Origin of the sequence: Alkalihalobacillus sp. R86527 (genome assembly GCF_042466185.1) — a bacterium.
GTDB lineage: Bacteria > Bacillota > Bacilli > Bacillales > Guptibacillaceae > Guptibacillus.
The window spans coordinates 2,880,077-2,898,687 of sequence record NZ_JAXHBW010000001.1; the positions used below are offsets into that span (position 1 = coordinate 2,880,077).

Annotated in this window: 14 protein-coding genes; 4 read left to right on the forward strand and 10 right to left on the reverse strand. The window is 35.7% G+C overall.

Translation table 11 applies throughout. The annotated features are described in order from the left end of the window. Nucleotides 1-95: 95 nt before the first annotated feature. From drmB to SJY16_RS15035, 9 genes are all read right to left on the reverse strand, one after another. Nucleotides 96-2,003 (reverse strand): DrmB family protein, encoded by a 1,908-nt coding sequence (gene drmB / locus SJY16_RS14995; RefSeq protein ID WP_377890397.1) that lies wholly within the window; start codon nt 2,001-2,003, stop codon nt 96-98. Next, nucleotides 2,000-5,527: a helicase-related protein gene (locus SJY16_RS15000; RefSeq protein WP_377890399.1), complete on the reverse strand. Its 3,528-nt coding sequence runs from the start codon at nt 5,525-5,527 to the stop codon at nt 2,000-2,002. The genes drmB and SJY16_RS15000 overlap by 4 nt, the downstream gene beginning before the upstream one ends. Before the next feature lie 18 nt (nt 5,528-5,545). Then, on the reverse strand, nt 5,546-7,069 hold the full coding sequence (locus SJY16_RS15005) for a hypothetical protein (RefSeq protein WP_377890400.1): 1,524 nt from the start codon (nt 7,067-7,069) through the stop codon (nt 5,546-5,548). Beyond that, nucleotides 7,066-8,055: a hypothetical protein gene (locus SJY16_RS15010; RefSeq protein WP_377890402.1), complete on the reverse strand. Its 990-nt coding sequence runs from the start codon at nt 8,053-8,055 to the stop codon at nt 7,066-7,068. Before SJY16_RS15010 ends, SJY16_RS15005 begins: the two co-directional genes overlap by 4 nt. 316 nt (nt 8,056-8,371) lie before the next feature. Continuing rightward, complete coding sequence (locus tag SJY16_RS15015) at nt 8,372-9,763, reverse strand: M20/M25/M40 family metallo-hydrolase (protein WP_377890404.1); 1,392 nt, start codon at nt 9,761-9,763, stop codon at nt 8,372-8,374. 60 nt (nt 9,764-9,823) lie between these two features. After that, entirely contained in the window at nt 9,824-10,870 is a 1,047-nt protein-coding gene (locus SJY16_RS15020; RefSeq protein WP_377890406.1) for a tetratricopeptide repeat protein, read from the reverse strand. Between the two features lie 234 nt (nt 10,871-11,104). Then, nucleotides 11,105-11,629 (reverse strand): hypothetical protein, encoded by a 525-nt coding sequence (locus SJY16_RS15025; protein WP_377890407.1) that lies wholly within the window; start codon nt 11,627-11,629, stop codon nt 11,105-11,107. After that, on the reverse strand, nt 11,617-12,915 hold the full coding sequence (locus SJY16_RS15030; protein WP_377890409.1) for a hypothetical protein: 1,299 nt from the start codon (nt 12,913-12,915) through the stop codon (nt 11,617-11,619). Before SJY16_RS15030 ends, SJY16_RS15025 begins: the two co-directional genes overlap by 13 nt. Then, entirely contained in the window at nt 12,908-13,201 is a 294-nt protein-coding gene (locus tag SJY16_RS15035; RefSeq protein ID WP_377890410.1) for a hypothetical protein, read from the reverse strand. The genes SJY16_RS15030 and SJY16_RS15035 overlap by 8 nt, the downstream gene beginning before the upstream one ends. 757 nt (nt 13,202-13,958) lie before the next feature. Between SJY16_RS15035 and SJY16_RS15040 the strand changes: the two genes are divergently transcribed. Both SJY16_RS15040 and SJY16_RS15045 read left to right on the forward strand, forming a co-directional pair. Then, nucleotides 13,959-14,450, forward strand: coding sequence for a hypothetical protein (locus SJY16_RS15040; protein WP_377890411.1), 492 nt, complete (start codon nt 13,959-13,961; stop codon nt 14,448-14,450). A 446-nt stretch (nt 14,451-14,896) separates the two neighbouring features. Beyond that, nucleotides 14,897-15,820 carry a DUF6612 family protein gene (locus tag SJY16_RS15045; protein WP_377890413.1) on the forward strand — a complete coding sequence of 308 codons (924 nt, stop codon included), beginning with the start codon at nt 14,897-14,899 and terminating at the stop codon, nt 15,818-15,820. A 401-nt stretch (nt 15,821-16,221) separates the two neighbouring features. Here the strand turns inward: SJY16_RS15045 and SJY16_RS15050 are convergent, their stop codons facing one another. After that, nucleotides 16,222-17,145: a hypothetical protein gene (locus SJY16_RS15050; RefSeq protein WP_377890415.1), complete on the reverse strand. Its 924-nt coding sequence runs from the start codon at nt 17,143-17,145 to the stop codon at nt 16,222-16,224. A gap of 434 nt (nt 17,146-17,579) precedes the next feature. Here SJY16_RS15050 and SJY16_RS15055 point away from each other — a divergent pair, with 434 nt between their 5' ends. Together SJY16_RS15055 and SJY16_RS15060 are read left to right on the forward strand one after the other, a co-directional pair. After that, nucleotides 17,580-17,780, forward strand: coding sequence for a hypothetical protein (locus SJY16_RS15055; RefSeq protein WP_377890416.1), 201 nt, complete (start codon nt 17,580-17,582; stop codon nt 17,778-17,780). Then, on the forward strand, nt 17,771-18,304 hold the full coding sequence (locus tag SJY16_RS15060) for a hypothetical protein (RefSeq protein WP_377890418.1): 534 nt from the start codon (nt 17,771-17,773) through the stop codon (nt 18,302-18,304). Before SJY16_RS15055 ends, SJY16_RS15060 begins: the two co-directional genes overlap by 10 nt. The last annotated feature ends 307 nt before the right edge of the window (nt 18,305-18,611 follow it).

Sequence of the window (18,611 nt, forward strand, 5' to 3'; positions counted from 1 at the left end):
AACAGAAAGAGCAGAGAATAGTTATCTCTGCTCTTTAATAGATACTCCTTTATTAACTTGAATGCTTTGGCTTCTATTAAATAAATGGATATGCCTTATACTCTTACCATATCAAAAAAGCCCACTCTTGGATCAATCAGTAATGTTCTATCTAAAAACAGATTAACAGCCTCACACGAGGTTTCAGGTAAATAAGAACAAGAATGACATGAAGCTCCATTAATATTGTTAACTCCTTGGCCAGCTTCTCTTCCTATTTCAGAGCAGACAGGATCTGAACTGCACCATCCTGCTTTCTCTAATGCTCTCGTTACAATGTTGAAGAAAACATCTTCTCTTCCCATCCTTACAAGCCCTCCGAAAGTTCCATCAATATCACCAGAAGAAGTGTAAATGAGAATGCCTGACTGATCCTCATCTAAATATAATCTTTCTCTTAATGCTGCTGCGTTGTAACCGCATGTTAGAGCTAATTCATTGATAATTAAGTGTGATAACGTATGCAGAAGTACTTGTTTTGGAGTTTCAAATGAGTCACCAATATCGATCTCTAAGTTTCTTGCATTTTTAAGCATTCTATTAAAATACTTTTTAACTACACTCTTTCTTTCCCACTCTTGCAATTTTTCAGCATCTAAAGTGAAAAATATTCCTTCTCCAAACACTTTATATGCTGGTAACCAATTATTCTCTGGCTTATCAGGGTTTTTGAATAACAATTTTTTACCTTCTAAAAGCTGGTTAATGCCTCCACTATTACTATCAGAACTCAATCTATTAAACCCTGTTAAGGCAATGGTTTCTTTTAATTTCGTAACTTTGTTGACCTTATTGAAAAACTTACTTATGCTGTGTTCCGAAGGATCTCCTTTCATCCATGATTTTTTCACTTTTAAGTTCTTATTATCGAGTTCAGATATAAGGACTTCGAACTCCTTTCTCCGTAAATGCTGCTCTATGTTCTTTGGATTCGTCCCTTCAATTGATTCAACCTCTATTTCACCTTCAGTATATAAGATTGCAAGCTCGATATCTTTATCACTATAATCCTCTATAACTGCCGGGCAGAACCTCTTCACATATTTTATCTTGTCTTCTATTGTTTCTTTACCTGTCATATTAAGAAGAGACGGAGTTATATGATTTCTTTCAAATATATTAATAATCTCTTCTGCATTTTTGTTTTCTCCTGGCAGATAGATTGCACTTAACTTATTCGGGAAATAAACATTTATTGAGTTCTTGAGAACCGCAATTGGATAAGCATTACAAGGCTCACTTTCTTCCGCTGAGCCGTACCAAGGTTTGCTTCCAGGACACTCATATAACTTTTCAGAAGCATTAAGCATCTTACTAAGTTCACTAACTCCCGATTCTTCTTGCTGGATATTGTTTTTCCTAGACATGATTCCACGTAACGAGCGTTCTTGATTGCAGCTGCATTTTACTTTAAGGGAATCCAGAGTAGCCCCTCCAGTTGAGACCATTTTCAGCAATCCTTCACACCTTGTGTCTTCATCCTTATGAACCCACTCTCTCCATGGAAAATCTGATAAATGTCCATGTTCGCACACTATAACAAAAGGAACTTGAATCATTTTACTTTTTCTATTACAGCCTTTACATGTAAGAAAACTGGACCTATGAGACAATTGAGCTTGATGCAATGTCTTACAGTATTGGCAGTACTGCCATGATGGAAATCTCAACAAAGGTATATAAATATCTGTATTTGATTGTGAATTCCCTAACACGTCACCCCTAAATTGATAACCTTGTCTAAAATCAGGCGGCATAAACAGTTTACTGACCTTTAGTGCTGATCGCAGCCTAGGTTCAACAATTTCATATTCATTCATTTCTTTTGCTTTATTATCATATTTATCATAAAACCATTTATCTAATGACCCAATTAGTGCCGATTCTCCTGTAGGGCTTATCACAAGTGCACCAGGTCCAAATGTTGTAATTAATTGACTGCTCCTTAATGGTATCTCTTTCATGAAAGCAACTCCTCCCAACTACTAGCTTGATCTATATCTTCCATAGATTGATATAAAGAGACTATAAGCCCCCTGCACTCTGCATCTACATTACGGAGGGAATTTATCATCGGAATTGAATTCTTCTTTAATGCGGGAGGGATGTTTTTACCGGCAGCATACATATATCCTTCTACTTCTTTGTCAACCTCCCAGGAATTATAAGCACCTAACTCAAGGTTTTTTAAGATTTGCTTAAATCTCACTTTAAATTCATCTACTTGTTCTTGATCAACTAATTCTACTCTTTTAACTAAACGATTATAAAAAGGAACAATTTTTTTAACCATAAACTTTTCAATCTCTCTCCAATCTGGAGTTTGAGCGATGTATTGAGAAAGTGCCTGACGAAGGAAGCCAATGACAACTGCCTGTAGCCCTTTATCTAAACAAGCGTCAGAAAATGGTGTCACACTCGTCGGTTCAACTTGAGAGTAAAGTCTTTGATGATATTGTCTAAAGTGCTCGAAGTGTGATTTATCCCTTGATTTAGTGTTCGCGTATAAGGTAAACACCAGACCTGGACGCTCCCACCACTTCCGGCCAACCCGGCCGCTAACTTGAATATATTGGGCTGTCATTTTAGGCTGACCCACAATTGCCATTACTGAAAGGCGGTCAATATCGACACCTACTTCAATTATGTTGGATGCCAAACACAAATCTATTACTTCTTTATCTTTTTTATCTTCTTCAACCTTATAATTAACTTTAAGGTCATCAATTGTCTTAGAGATTTCGTGACTTTGCTTTCGAGATGTTAATTCAAGGTAATTATTAATGTATCTTATATCGTTTGACATACCTTTTCTATTAGTCAATGCAGATGAGTATTGGGGTATATCCGTTTGAGTTAAGGTTAGTCCTCCTCCTAATTCACGGAGCGTATTGTAAAATGTTAGCAATGTCCAATAAGGATCTCTTTGTTTGTCCTCAATCTCCGAGGATGCCTGCAATATTGAAGAAAACGTCATAACTTGTGACATCATAAGCCTTACTTTTTGAGTGTAAACACCAACATATTTTCTCCCTGGCATAGGCTGTGTTTCTTCTTCGTCATAATATGCAGGTTTGGCGAAGAACGAGTCTTTACTATCCAGCCCAGGGCTTGGAAATAGTCTTGCTTCTTCTCTTCCAAATAATGCTAGTGCTTGTTCATTAAACTGATTGATCGTTGCTGTAGCTGATATTATTTTCGGCTTTATAACTTTCCCATTAATAGTTTTTAAACACAACTCTTCAACTAATGCTTCAAACAATCCGGCTAATGTTCCTAAAGGACCTGATATGAGATGTAATTCATCTTGTACAATTAATGAAGGAGGACTCACGAGACGTTCACCATTGGAACCTAGACCAAATAATGACCTAGCTTCGGGTTTCCAAACTAATTGAACAAACTTATCTATTGTACCAATTAAAAACGTTGGTTTTTTCTTATAGATCGATTCATCCACTAAGTAAATTGGTAATTCATCGCTAAAATTACAATTACGATCAGGACAATGCAGGACTAACTCGTTATTTTCCATTTTATAGCCGAAATAATGTTTCTTTTTACTTTTTTCTTCTGGATAATACCCCATCTTTGCTCCACACCAAGGACAGTTATTAACAATAAACTCTTGTGAATCTTTCATTTTCTTTCTCAATTTTTCTAATTCGGCTTTCGCTCTATTATTTTTATTAGGTGTTGTTTTAGCTCCAACCCAAATACCTATTGAGAATGGAGTTTCGCCTAATTGATGTACGGATTTTTTTCTAATGTATTCTAAGGCACAAATTAACCTTGAAGATCGTTGAAACTGATCAGCAGTTAATAGCCTTAAAGTGTATCTCATTAAGACATCCACTCCAGCATCATTGGGATCTTTTAATCTGCGATAAATCATCTGAAAAGCAGCAACCCCTAAGTAAGCTTCTGTTTTACCGCCTCCAGTCGGAAACCAAATGAGATCAACTATTTCTCTATCATCAGATTTTTCATCAATTATAGATTCCATGGACATAAGTATGAACGCAATTTGAAATGCTCTCCAAGTATTATCAGCGTCTCTTAATGACTCTTCATACTCAATAGTTTCGCCAAATTGTTTATCAAATGCTATTTTCCCATCTCTGACTTTACCATTCCTAATTGCCTTACCATTCCGCTGTTGAAGTAATATTGCCAGATTAGCAAGTTCAAAAGCTTTTAACGCCTTTTTGTTGTTTAGCAACACCTCTAGACCACGATCTATTCTATCTAATGATTCCTTACAAAGATTAATGTGGCGTTCAGCAGCAGGCTTCAGAGGAGTTGGCACCGACTTCACCTCCAGCTCCTTCTTAGAGATCCAGTCTCTATAACCTTCAATTAAAGGCTGCAATATCTCATCAGCTTTTTTATTTGAAGATAAACCAGCTAAATCGCTCATTTTTACTTTGAGCTCTACTTTCTTGCTTCCTTCATACACATACACGTTAGGCGTCATACTAAGAGATTCATACTCGGGCATAAAAGTGGTTGAAATCTCTTGGATCTGCTCATTATTTTGCTCCCAATGAGTTGAACATCCATGTCCAAACCCATACACATATTCATTTCTATAAAGTAATTCTGCAGAAGCTTCTTCATCATTCATTTTATTCTCCATCTGATAATCTTTTGGATAATAAGAGAAAAAGTAATTGTTAGGAGTTGATATAACTAACTTTGATTGGAATAGGATTAGCTGTTGTAATCTCATGCTATTCTTATCTTGGGTACGGTTCGTCACACTAATGGTAATGATGTACTTGTCGTTAATTTCTCGGATTCGACCTTGAAACTGAATATTTAAATGACTAATGGTTTGGTCTTTTCCATTCTTTAATCTCACAACATGTTTTTTTTGTTTGCCTTCCCAGAGATCCTTAATAGCTAAATCCCAGACACCTTGTATTGACTCCCGTAACCACCATATATGAGAGCTGTGTCCTCCTTCTTTTAGATAAACAGTATGTGGTGTATATGTACCTGCTTCAATCTTAACTTGTAAATTGGGAACATCTTTATCTATACAAAATGTCAGTCCCATTGTAGAAGGCATAAAATCATTGGATTGAGGAAGGAGCTCAACTTCACCATGATCTTCAGAACTTTCTTCATTATCTGTTTCAGTTATCTGATCAATTTCTAAGTCCATTTCATCTTGCGGCACTTCATCATTTTCTTCATGAATGGGGGTTTCGAGTGCAGCTTCATCGTTAGAACTGGATCTCATGGGATAAAGCATGCTGCTCACGTACCTTTCACTAGGACTTTCTCTTTGCAGTATCTCTTCTTTCTCCTCTCCAACCAACCAGTAGTAAGGTTTATAAAATTCTTCCTTCGTCTCAAATACTGTTGTTCCTATCGGATTAAATTCCTTATAGTGGTTTCTAATTTTTGAGGGGCCAATGATCTCTTCTTTTACATTGTTATGAACTATTTCTCTATTAAACAAAGAATCTTGTAAGTTCATCCTAATCATTCCTTTATGTTAGTTTAGATTCATTACTTTCATTACATTTGATGAAGCTACTGTGCGAATTGTATGATTAATAGAGACAATTCTTTCTACATTAAAGGAAGCACCGTTAAACTCTATTGAAGCAAACGTATAGAATCCTTTTTCTTGAAGTTCGGAATCGATGTCAACAGATAATTCCGACATTAACTTATCCGAAATTATTCTGCCAGCGCTTATATGTGCACTTTTTATAGCGTTCATAGTAGTACAAATTTTCGTTATTCTTTCAGCCTTATATTTTAAAGCACTTAACAGCAATTCTAGTTCTGTGGGACAAATTGACTCCTGACTGCACCAAGATCTTACTAAAGCAGGTGAGGCAGTTTTCATATGATGTTTTCTCTGGAGAATATCACTTACCAATTTTAACCCTTTCTTTTCTACTACCTTTCTTAATCGCTCTTTCCAATGTTGCTGCATTTTTCTATAAGAATCTGCCTTATCTTTAAGTACTTCCCGATCTGCTACTTCCGCAATTAATTTGCTGTCACTTTCGTTCCTTATTACAATAAAATTATCTTCTTCTACCTCAGCAAAGCTTTTTTGTATTACTGCTTTAATTTTTGAGTTAGGCGAGAAGATTCTTACTTTCGCATCTGATGGAATAAAAATAACCCGATTGTTTTCTAACATAACGACTTTTGCTTCTATATTATCTTGATAACTATCTGTTGTACTAAGAGACTTCTCTACCAACTCAATAACAGCTTCTTCTTTATATTCCCGTTCTGCCAAGAAGATTTCTCTCTGTGGTTTTAGCGGCCTTTCTATTTGTACATGCTCAAAAACAGTACTAATAATCCCCTTACTGCCTATTTCACTAAGTATATTCTTAGGTTCAATCTGATTCGGGAAAAAATCATATGAAAAGAAGGTAATGCATTTGCTGTTAAAATTCCTTTTAGCAGCTTCTCCAAAGTAATCTGGACTGCCTATGTATACGACTTTGTCATATACCATTAAGTTTTTTCTGTAACCACTAAAAGTGAAGAATCTTATTCTTAACGATGTTTCACATTTTTTCTTTACTATATCTTTTTCTTCAGTTGATAACGCACTTTTTGAAATAATAGCTATTTTTAATCCAGTCTTATCCTTCTCTTTGTTAAGGAAATTGATAATAGCTTCTTGCAAACTATTATCTGTAGTCTCCGATAATTTTTTGATCAATTTTGCAATATCTAATACAACAGAATTAAACAAGTCTGGGTAACTGTCTTTAACTTTAGTAAGATTCATTAATACTTCTTTTTCTAACTCTTTAGTAATTAGTTGATCATACGTATTAACCCCTGAAACTAATTTAAAGAAACATTTTCTTACTATATTAAGTACTTCCAAGAGATGCTCATCATACTCATAATGGTTAATAATTTCTATTCGCAGTTGATTTATTTTTAATGCTAATTTATTTAATGTACTATTACTGACATGTTTAAATGAAACTTTGCTGCTTTCTATTGCATATTGATCTAACACATTATGAAAACTCATGATTTGCACCTCCATCCCATTAGCTCAATACCACTCGGAACTTCAACATCACTGGTTCTTAGAAAATTTTGCACATCTTCAGTAATTAAAGCAGTTTCATTTTGAAGGTATTCCATCTTTAACTGCTCCATTATTTCTATAAATCTACTTTCACTGTCAGTTCTGCTTGTAATAATTATTTGGGGATTATTCAGAAATCTCCTCTTTTGATTGAGATAACTTAATGAATCAGAAAAGATTACAGGTGTACTATCACAAATATCGAACTCTAACTTCTTTTTCTGTGAAGAAATCAATTTTCCGTTTGTATAACTATTTTTGGAGTCCAAAAATAAAAAGTCTTGCAAGGACCCTTTTTCTCCGTTAGATATAAAGATTTTTTCTGAAAGCCACTCTTCAATATCAGATAAATTTCCTACTAGGTAAAAATGATCTCCAGGAAAAAACGCATTTTTATTCAATTGATTATGAGGATAGACATTTTTCAAGAAGGTATTCTCGGTTAATCCCAGCTGCTTTCCTTTTTTTACTTTCATTGTTTTCTTAATATTTTCATGTTCTTCATCGAGAATAATTACTTTTTCTAACCATTGCCGCTCAGGAATTCCGTACTTAACACTTCCATCCTTTACATGCAGAAGCATTTCACCCTTGAAGACTGGACTTTCTTCAACTGCTAACACCGACATTTCTCTGGTTTTATCGTCATCAATATAAATGATTCTTCTGCCAGGTCCCAAACTTAGAAATGTTTTCTGAATTGACCTAGTTTGTTTATTAATTGAAAATTTCTTATCCGCTATCCCCATAGCAACAAATAATGAGAAATATTGTTGAGTTGGAAGAGATATAACTATTTTAGATGATGCATTGTAATGAGACCCATGATCATATAAGTATTCACCTAGCTTATTTGCAAAAACAATCCATTTTGGCACATCTTTTTCTATCGAGTTGTGAAGAACTTTTAAATTATGGATAGACATGGCTTTTCCCCCGCTTAATGATTCCGACCTTTTAATTTTACACTTCTATTTTACCAAAGATTTACCACTTTTTTATTAGATAATTAGGGTTTTTTGCATAATATCAATATATTAGAAAACTAATACGAGCCAAATATCCTAGTCTAATAGTTATATCTATTAATTAAACCGATTATCAGGAAATTATTTGATCACTAAAGGTATTCAATCATCAATTAAAAATCATACAAATTAATAATAGTCAGGCATTCTTTTACATAGAAGGAGAGCGAATACAATATTCGCTCTCCTTCTATGTAAATATTTTTTATAAATATTAGCTTGCTTGATTTGGCGAATTGATTTGATTGTTTCTTTTTATCTGTCTTAAACACTTAACTAATTCTCTTGTTTGCTCAAACACCCCACTTATCAACCTAAAAGTCTCATAACAAGCCTCCACATCCACCTCTTCCTCATCCGTATGCTCATTCTGATATCCTGCCGATAAATTTACACTCTGTATTCCGTGAGAAGCCCAGATCCTGGTGTCACTACTTCCTCCAGTCGTACACTTCCAGCCTTCCAATCCTTCACTAACTGCTACACTTTCAAAGAACTTCCCATACAACTCATTACAGAATTTAATATATTCACCACAGGAAGTTACGATGTCTCCCTTCCCTCTTCGGTCTACTACGATTGCTGCATCCACATCCCAGAGGAAGTACTCATCTACATTTCTTGCGCCTACTAATCCAATCTCTTCTTCGACAGTGAACACATACTTCACTGTTCCATTAAAATTTGAGTGGCGAAGGTTTTCAGCAACTTCTAATAACACAGCTATCCCCGCTCGGTCGTCCGCTCCAAGTATCCCTTCACTACTTGACCAGATCGGACCGTCTTTTACAATCGTTTTGCCCGGTTCGAAGCCATAAACCGTGTCTAGGTGTGCATTCAATAGAATTGTTGGGCCGGTACCTGACTTATAAGTTTTCTGTGCAAGGATGTTTCCATTGCGGTCTACCGTCAACTTATCTACTAATGGCGCTAACTTCTCACTAACAAACTCACGGATGTTCCCTTCATCACCACTTTCACCGTCTATGGAGAGTAGCTGCTCTAACTGATGGTAGAATAATTGTTTCTTTATATATTCCGTATCTTCTGTTAGCCATTCAGGTTGTATCACATTCAGTTTTTCAGCCATCGGCAGCAGTTCAGCCCGTGGTACTCTGAGAAACAGGGTAGAGTAAGTTACTCTGAGATCATTTCCTTTCACATTAATGGCTTTTAATACTTTTGCTACAAGGTCCATATCGTTCTTGTTTTGAAACCCGATGATTGGCACTCTTTGAATGGTGCCTTCACAAGAATTCGTCGTATAAAGCCCAAGCCGATTCAATTGACGGATGATCCCACTAATATGGGTATCCAACTTGCGCAAGATAGGCTGCTCAGTCTTAGTTACAGGCCAGAGTTCTTCCGTTACGCCTCGATGCCAGAAGTCCACTACTTCAAACCACTCATCTTCAGACACTGCTCCACTCAACATCGATAGAGTATTTACTTCAAGAGAATAGTTGTACTGAATTACCAGACGATCCAGCGTTTCGAATAAGAAAGACATATTCTCCTCTGACTCTAATGAACAATCAAACACATTCCCTCTTACTTCCTTCAACAAAATGCCATGGCGGATAAACAATCGATTCCAAGTTTTCATATCGCATCTCTCCTTTTCTTTTCTTGAAATCAGTATACGAAAAGGAGGATGACACCCTTGTCATCGGGGGATGTATTCGTCGGCGGCGTTGTCGTCTACGCGGAAAAGAATTGTATAAGGAAGGCTTTTATCAAAGTAATAAGCTGGTTCTCCATGAAGGCTTGTTGTTTGGATCACTCTGGTTATCCCACACCCTTCTAGCTTGTCATTCAACCTTTGCATTTTTTTGCTATATGTATTTTTTTTCATTTCTTCCGTAAGATGACTGACAACCGATAAACCACTACGAGTAATTGGTTTTTCCATTGAACTTTTCAATATAAAATGTCGTAACATGACAGCTTGTTGTTCACTTAATTCAGTACTGTGGTTATCATAAATGAATTCATTGCATCGATCGTTGAAATACAAAACGATACGCTTTGCACTTGAAGTGTGTGCTAACTCTTCACATTGCTCTTTTGAACACGTACTCACTTCTAATTCGCTATCGATTTTATAGAAAGCATTGTTTCTTAGATACTGCTCTCCTTGATCAATCACTTCATATAGTGAAGACAGTTCAACTCCTAGTAATGTCCCTTGATTTGTCTGTAACTCTTTCATAGATTGATGGGTGCTAGCTGCAATGTAAAGGCTGCTGTTGGTTAGATAGAGGTGGGCATAGTACAGTTGCTGTTCGGTTAGTGCGTATTGATTATTGTAATGTGATGTATTTTCCAATGAAGCATTGAAGTGTGTGACTGCCATACTATAGTTTTGGTGTTTGTAAGCAAGAAATCCTAGCCTGTAATGGGCTATGGGACTAGTTCTGTCATATGATAGTACTTTCTCTAATGACCTACGTGCAGTGCTATCATCTTTTTGATAAATCGTTTTTAAATATGTTCCATAGTGAATTAAAAATTGAATTATCCGGTTTTTAACATATGTGGCATAGTCACTATCTTCTCGGTTTCTTCTAACGCGTTGATAAATACCTTCTAATATACTGATGTATTCATAATGGTAAGAGTATTCAATATCGTCTACTAATAATTTTTCTTTATAACTCTGTTCGAGTTCTTCTAATTCTTCGAGCGTTTTATCTCTAATTCGTAAAGGCATGGGTACACCTCATTCATCATGAGTATTTTGGAGTTTATATTAATTCATACAGAATATTCCACTTGGATTTGAAATAACCTTTAGCGCAGAGAAAAATTCATCTTATTTATTGAGTAATATAAAATAGGGGCAACACATTATTAATGTGTTGCCCCTGCGTTACTAAAAAAAGGACACCTGTCTCTGTGGCTCTATAAGGACCCAATAGAACAGTCCGGCCCGCTGATTCGCTACCTAAAATAAAAATAAACCGATACCTAGTATTATAATTACTGCAACTCCAACACTAAGAATCACTTTTTTATCTTTTGTCTTAGCTGGTGGATTGTCTAGTGGCTTTTTTTTATAGGATTTCTTGATACTCTCTACTTGATTGTACAAAAATTCAATATGGTCAGTTATTCTAGTATAGGTGCCTTTAGATTCCTCTAATTCGTAAAGAATATCATTTAATGCATATTGGTTCTTCGAATGCATAATAGCTAATGATATTACTAGTTGAATAGTCATGTTCTGAGATTCTGAGATGTCACGCATTGCTGCCACTATTTCTTTCTGGTTACTACCAGTCACTCCTCCAACCATTCTCTTTAAGAATCCTTTATTTTCTATCTTTTCAATTCTTCCATTTATTTCATCAAGTTTACTAAGAGCATTCCTAACTGTGTCACGCACGTCATTTTGATTAACTAGCTCATGGTGTTGGTTTAATACCTTTGCTGCTTCTGTTTTTGATTTAATTTCTACTACATTTCCCATTTCTCGTTCTCCAATCGTGCCCTGATATTATCTAATTGATTTAGTCTAGATTGAACCGATTCATTTTTAACAATGTCTTGTCCTGCTTGGAAACGCTCCTCATAATCTTGTAACCTTTTAAGAGTATTAATTCTTTCGGTGGTGAGATCTTGAACAGTAGTAACAGTTCTTGCGACTTGCTTACCATCTGCCTCCACCAATTCTGCAATATATATAGAACCTTTGTGGAGAAGTTTCACATTTGCCTGAACAGAATTTGTTAAATCTAGAATATCTGCAAAAATACCTTCACCAAAGGCGTCATCTAAAGCCCTGCGTAAAACAGAACCAACTACAAAGCCAATCCCAATACCTATGATTCCACCTGGAACAAATAACGATAAACCGGCAAGTGCACCACCTGTAATCGCACCTTTAACTCCGTCTTTACCTATCCTAGAAATTAATTCTGGTTTACTTATTTCACCTTTTTTATATGCAATAAAATTAAATAATGAACTTATTCCAATGGATATAGCTGCTCCTATTACAACTCCACCAGCTACTTTATCTACTACTGCTTTTGTGGAGAGTTCAGTTGTCATTTGTCCACTTTGAATTTTATCATTTAACGCGTTAACTGAATCTGAATTCTCTTTAACGGTACCCATTACTTTTACTGGATTTGGCAGTCCCTGTTTTTGGGCTTCTTCGATTAATTCCTTAGGTCCAACTAAAGTAATGTTTTCATTATAATGACTATTACTAGTGAACTTTTCAAGCACCTTGTTAATACTATCTTCTGATCGTAAGGTTTTAATTTGGTATTCATTGATGACTTTTCCAGTAAATCTATTTATCTCAACAGCATCTATTCCAGGGTAATTACTTGTAACATTTCCACTTGCATCTTTTGCAAAATCAGTCTTAGTAAAGAGACTTCTAAGATTACCTTGCATTTCCCGAACAAAATCAACTTCTCCGGCACCATCTCCCTGTAATCTACTTAATGCGTTAGCTTGTGAGTTAGTTGAGCCAGATAAACGATCGGTAAGCCATTCTTTAAAGCCTTCAGGTGAACTGTAAGGCATATTAGGGAATTTTTCTTGTAATAACTGAGCAGTTTCTATGTCTCTAATAAACTGGTGAGTTCCTTCATATACTCCAGGAATTCCTCTTGTTACCATTTCATGAGCACCAGCAACAGAAGCTATATCTAGAAACTCTTTTAAGTCATTTCTATTTAAGTGCTTTTCTATATAAGATATGTCTTCTTGGGATATTTCCTTTTCAATGTGGTTACTCATAATTAAGCTCCTCTAAGCTTTTTGTAGCTGTGGTTCTAACTTCTTTACTTTTATCATTTTTGCTTAGTTTTTTTAATATGCTTACTGGGGTATTTTTATTTAATGCAACGGCTTCTCTAACTGAAACACTTCTATCGTGAGACAAGTCAATCAGAATACCATCGTAATTTGCTATATGCTTTGCAAAATGTACACGGTCTTTTTCATCCAAAGTAAGTGCACTTTTTTCGTCGTCTGGTTCCCAATCTTCTAGTTGAAGTAATCTGGTTAATTCTTGACTTTCCATCTAATCACTTCCTTAAATTTTATAGGAATAACCTACCGCTAATATGTAATATATTAACATAATAATCTGCACATTTTGTAAAATATTCCTAGTATTTTGTTAGTAGATTCTTTCGAGTGAAAAACAACTCACCAATATACGAATTAAATAGAGACACAGGGAGAGATACTCGATCCAGGTCCACAGGGACAGGTACCTCGTCCCATTAATTATGTATTAACCCAAAAGCATAGAGTGAATCAAAAAACTTCTACAATTAGAAGTAAAGTAGTTTTAGGGTTAGTACAAGTCTTAATAAACCAACATATTGGGTTCGGACAAGACACCTGTCCCTCTGGCTCCTCCTCTGCTAGGTGGTATTGTCGGAGGAACTGTTGATGCTCTGGGAGCTAATACGATTGGAAAAGTAGCTAAGAACCAATTATTTTTAGAAGACAATAGAAATAATACAAAAGTTATATAGTTGTTAAGTTCACAAAAAAGTAGCCTTTAATGTTCAGGCTACTTTTTTGTGATTATAAACATTCCTAACCCTTTTTACTCACCATCTCTCCCTCAACTTCTTTCAACACCTTTTTAACAGCACATCTATAAATCCCCCCTACAATATGATTACTCACAGTTGTTTAAATAATGTTAATTGTGTTAAACTTTCAGTTCTGCTTTTAAATAGTAAAATATGACTACTCATAGTTTTTACTAATTTTAATTTGCAATTTTTTACCTACATAACTAATAATCAGAAAGGAAGTTTTCTATGAAAAAAAGTTTTATCAATTTTTTGATTATCACATCATTAGCTTTTGTGATAACTGCATGCGGAAATGATGCCACTGATCAAGAACCAAACTCAGGGCAGACTAACAATGAAACCAAACAATCCGAAGAAACTGAAGAAACAAAGACTACTTCAGAGGAAAGTCCTACTCCTGATGAAGCAGCTATTGAAATGGCAGTCGATTCTATTAAAGACTATGATATGGTAAAAGATGCTGCAATTGCCGTTGATGGTAACGATATCTCGTTTGCTATAATCGCAAACAGCTCAGTTACTGAGGAAACGGCAAAAGAGCTTGGAGACAACTTCGTTCGTATGTTGGGGTCATTCAGCGGTGGCGAAAGCCCTTCAAAAGATTACTACGGAGGACTTTACGATGACTATTCAGCTTTAGTTAAAGTAGCCGACAGTTCTGAAGAAGAAATTATGATGGGCGCTATGTCTAAAGGTACTCAAAGAATAACGTGGTAATATATTGGCAAAAAAGGAAACTATCTTGATGAGATAGTTTCTTTTTTACTAATTACTGTAAGAAATGTTTTGAAGTAACTACTCACCCCCCATTTTCACTTCCTTATACATCATCCCACTCTTCCATCCCTCAACCATCCTCGGCATCTCCTTCATAAACCTATGATCAGCTATATGCAATGGATCGAATCATACGTAGCTAGCCGGTTAATAACACTCTCCAATAAATTCCATCACTTTTAGACTTTTAAGTGAGACAAGCAACCTGTCCCCTTGTGCCTATAAAAATGTAAATAAATGTTTTATTTCGAGCCGCTTGGGAAAATAAGGAATAGGTCGAAGGAGCTGGAGATTAATGTGCATCACCAGGTAGCACAATACATACTCTTACTGCCACACTATTTCTTAGTCTTTCTTTTGCCAAATAAACGAATAGGAGTGTTTGGATGTTAAAGAAGTTAGTCCCTTTATCAGTAGCAGCAATTGTTTATGTAGGAGCCCCTTTTCACACGTCTGCGAATGAAATGAGCGCCTCAGACATCTTAGCAAAGTCTAGTGATGCGATGACAGAAGTGAAAAGTTATTCTACCGAAATGAAAACAGAACAGTCTAGCCCTATCGAGGGAGAATCAATGATGACCTCAAGCCAAGCAAAAGCAGACATCACCTTAGAACCTTTTGCAATGCACCAAACGATGACAACATCTTCCCCTCAACAAGGAGAGATCACATTAGAGTCTTACTGGACAGAAGAAGGTTTTTATCAAGAAGATCCTGAAAAAGGTTGGGTTAAAATGCCTGAAGAACTCACTCAGGATTTAGAGAAGCTTCAAGGCATGTCGACCGCCAAAGGACAAATGGCTCAAGCAAAAGAACTTGCTAAAGAAATGAAGGTTGAAGATACTGATGACGCATACGTGTTAACGTATGAGGGAGATGGAGAAACACTATTAGAATCTTCCATGAAGATGCTTACACAGAATATGTCAGAGAATGAAGAGTCACCCCCTATGGAAGGTCTTATGGAACAGATCACGATTAACAACGTAAATTATAACGTGACCATTGATAAAGAAACATATTATGTACAACATATTATGATGGATTTAGATATGGAAATGACGATCGAAGACAAAACGATGAATATGAAGCAATCAATGGAAATGTCACTTACTAATTACAACCAAGTTGGTACAATTACCATTCCACAAGATGTGATCGATTCGGCAGTACCCCTGGAACCAACGGAAGAAGGCGGAGAATTACCTGATACAGCCACCCCATACCCTACTCTTGCCTTGAGCGGATTAGCATTAATTGCTCTCGGAGGTAGCTTACTAGTCTTTAGAAGACTGAGGGTCACTATTTAACTAAGTAAAAAAAGCTAAAAGCATTACAAAAAGTATAACCTGTATCGTTGATTATAAAGCAACGATACAGGTTTTCTAATTTTTTGAAACAAAGGGACAGGTTCATCGTCCCACCTATGATCAAATAAGCTTTCCTACTATCCCCTAAGTCCACGGGGACAGGTACCTTGTTCCATTAACAAAAATAATACAAACATACCGAAGCAGTTCAATAACAGTAATATTACCCAAAGTCAAAAGCAAGCATCTAATTTAACCTTGCGATGAACTGATATAATAGGAGGGACAACAAACCTGTCCCTCTGGATGCAGTGGCTTTTAAATCCGTATGGATATAAAGATTCACCAAATATCAAAAGCAGTTCTGGCTACATATTGTCAAGTTCGTCAGAATAGTCGAGCTACTCTACCTCCGCCTTACTACGGTCGTTCTTTATTAACTCTGGCGAAATTGTAAGATAAATAGGAACAGTGCTGGAAAATTCTATTTCACTTAAATCCGATAAATATTCGGCAGATGCACCAGGGTTCCCTAATGTTCCACTTATGTTTGAAACCACATAATTTGTTCCATCAAAATTAACATCAAGCGTCGCGTTGGCAAGAGCACCATAGGAATTCTCTAGAATAAGCGAATCTACATGCCAAGTTTCCTCATCCTTAGCACTCCAATCGCCCCACGAATTTACCTTTTTAAAATAATTTTCAACATCCCCGGAAGTATCTGCATAACTATGAAACTTCGAAATATCATATGTGTATCCATCTTCTTTAAATACGTCGATTGCATAAGCATTAGTTATTGCGACAACTGCAGAACGTTTCGCATTTTCAACTGGAAAAATAGCTTCAAGTGCATCGTTTGCGGATTCATTATCTTCTACTTTTACGATTTCATCGTCGTTTTCTTTTTGAGCTTCTTCACTTGAAGAAACTGGTTCTGTTTTTTCATCAGATGGAAAAGCATGGTAAGTAATTACTACTTCTACGTTTTCAGAGTACCAATCATCCGAAGAATAATCTTTATCTCCATCGACCGAAACAGATTCAACCTCGCCGTCTTTTGTTAACCAACCTGTAATTAAATCTTCAATCTTTTCTGTTTTAATGTTCTTGAATCCTTCTTCCTTAAAATCATCAACAACCTCTTGGTATTCCCTTCCTTCATGAAAACTCGACCCTGACGGTGTTTTCGCTTCACCTTCATGTCCTTCTGAATCCCCCACACAGCCCACTAATGTAATAATAATAAACGCAATAATAATTAGTTTTTTTATCTCATTCCCCTCACCTTCTAAATACCGATTTATCTGTTGGTTAAACAATTTGATACTCTACAATACTTTGCTAATGTGCATCACCCCAACATTTACATAACTTTTTATTTGATCATTAATACTTTTATTCTAATCTTTTTTTGCAGTAAAGCTCATCATTAAATGAGTTCTTATTGAATCTTTCTACTGGTTCAAATTAAGATCTTTAATACCATTTAAATTTTAACATAAATATCCAATTGAACAGGAGGAGTTTACTAAATAAAATGGCCGAAGTAAGAGGTTACAATAGGTATTTTTTGAAAACTAGTACAACCCTCAAAGATATTGCACCTTGTATCAAGTAACCTGCCCTCAGTCCTCAGGTAGTAGTTTTTCACGCCAAACACCTTCTACTGTCTAAAACAGCGTACAGGTAGTATAATATGAGTAAATAAGGCATATAATGTTACCCCCTGTGTACAATTTAGGAGGTGATAAATATGTGCGAAGAGGAGGAAAAAGATATGGCTACAACCGCCATAACAGGTAAATTTGTTCTTAATGAAGATGAAGTAACTCGAATTCTTGAGACTCCACGAACAAAAATTAGACAAACTAATGCTTTCAATGATTTGAATTTAAAAAAAGATGATAGAATTGCTCACGCGGCAAGCATCTTAAAATCAAACAAATGGAAATAATTAGTTTATCTAGTTTGTTAGGAGTCTCTGGAGAGGAAGAAACACTCTGTAATTACCTTTCCAGATTCTCTACTTGTCAAAATAAAGATGTGGAGTCTTTCTTACATAATAAAGCAATCTATAATGAAAAGAGAGCTTTTACCCGCACTAGCCTCATAGTTCATCCTTCCAATAAAGATATTGTGGGTTACTTCACCCTACTAATTAAACCCTTCCACTTCTCAACAGATGTTTCCAAAAGTACTAGACGTAAACTGACAGGGGATAAAAACGCCTCTACTTTTAACACAATACTAATTGGTCAATTGGGTAGAAATGATCAATATAAAGGAATCGTTAAAGGAAAAGAAATACTACAATTTGCCCTCGAAAATTGTGAACGAATCTATGACTTATCCGCTTTGCAAATCGTCTGTGTAGAATATCAAGAAAACAAAGAGTTAATTGAGTTTTATCAAAGTAATGAATTTACGATTATCCAACAAAATGAAAGCGGTTTAATTTTATCTTATATTCGATTTTAGGCAAATTCATCGAGGTGATAAATAAAAGATGCTCCAATCATCAAATGATGATCGGAACCTTTTTAGATATTATCCTGCTAGAGATAACACTTACGTTTGTCCTTTTTGTGCCTGAGACGTTTCTTTATCAGAATTTATTTGATTGAAGTTGTAAATGGATGTGACCTCTGGTGTTACGAAATCACCATTTCGAAATGGTACGATTTCACGGTGTTCTTCTGATAGAAGAAAGGTGCAGTAATTAAAAGTGGCACACGCTTCAATTGTGCATTTTGTTATTTCTCTCCCCACGAAATATTATAGTGAT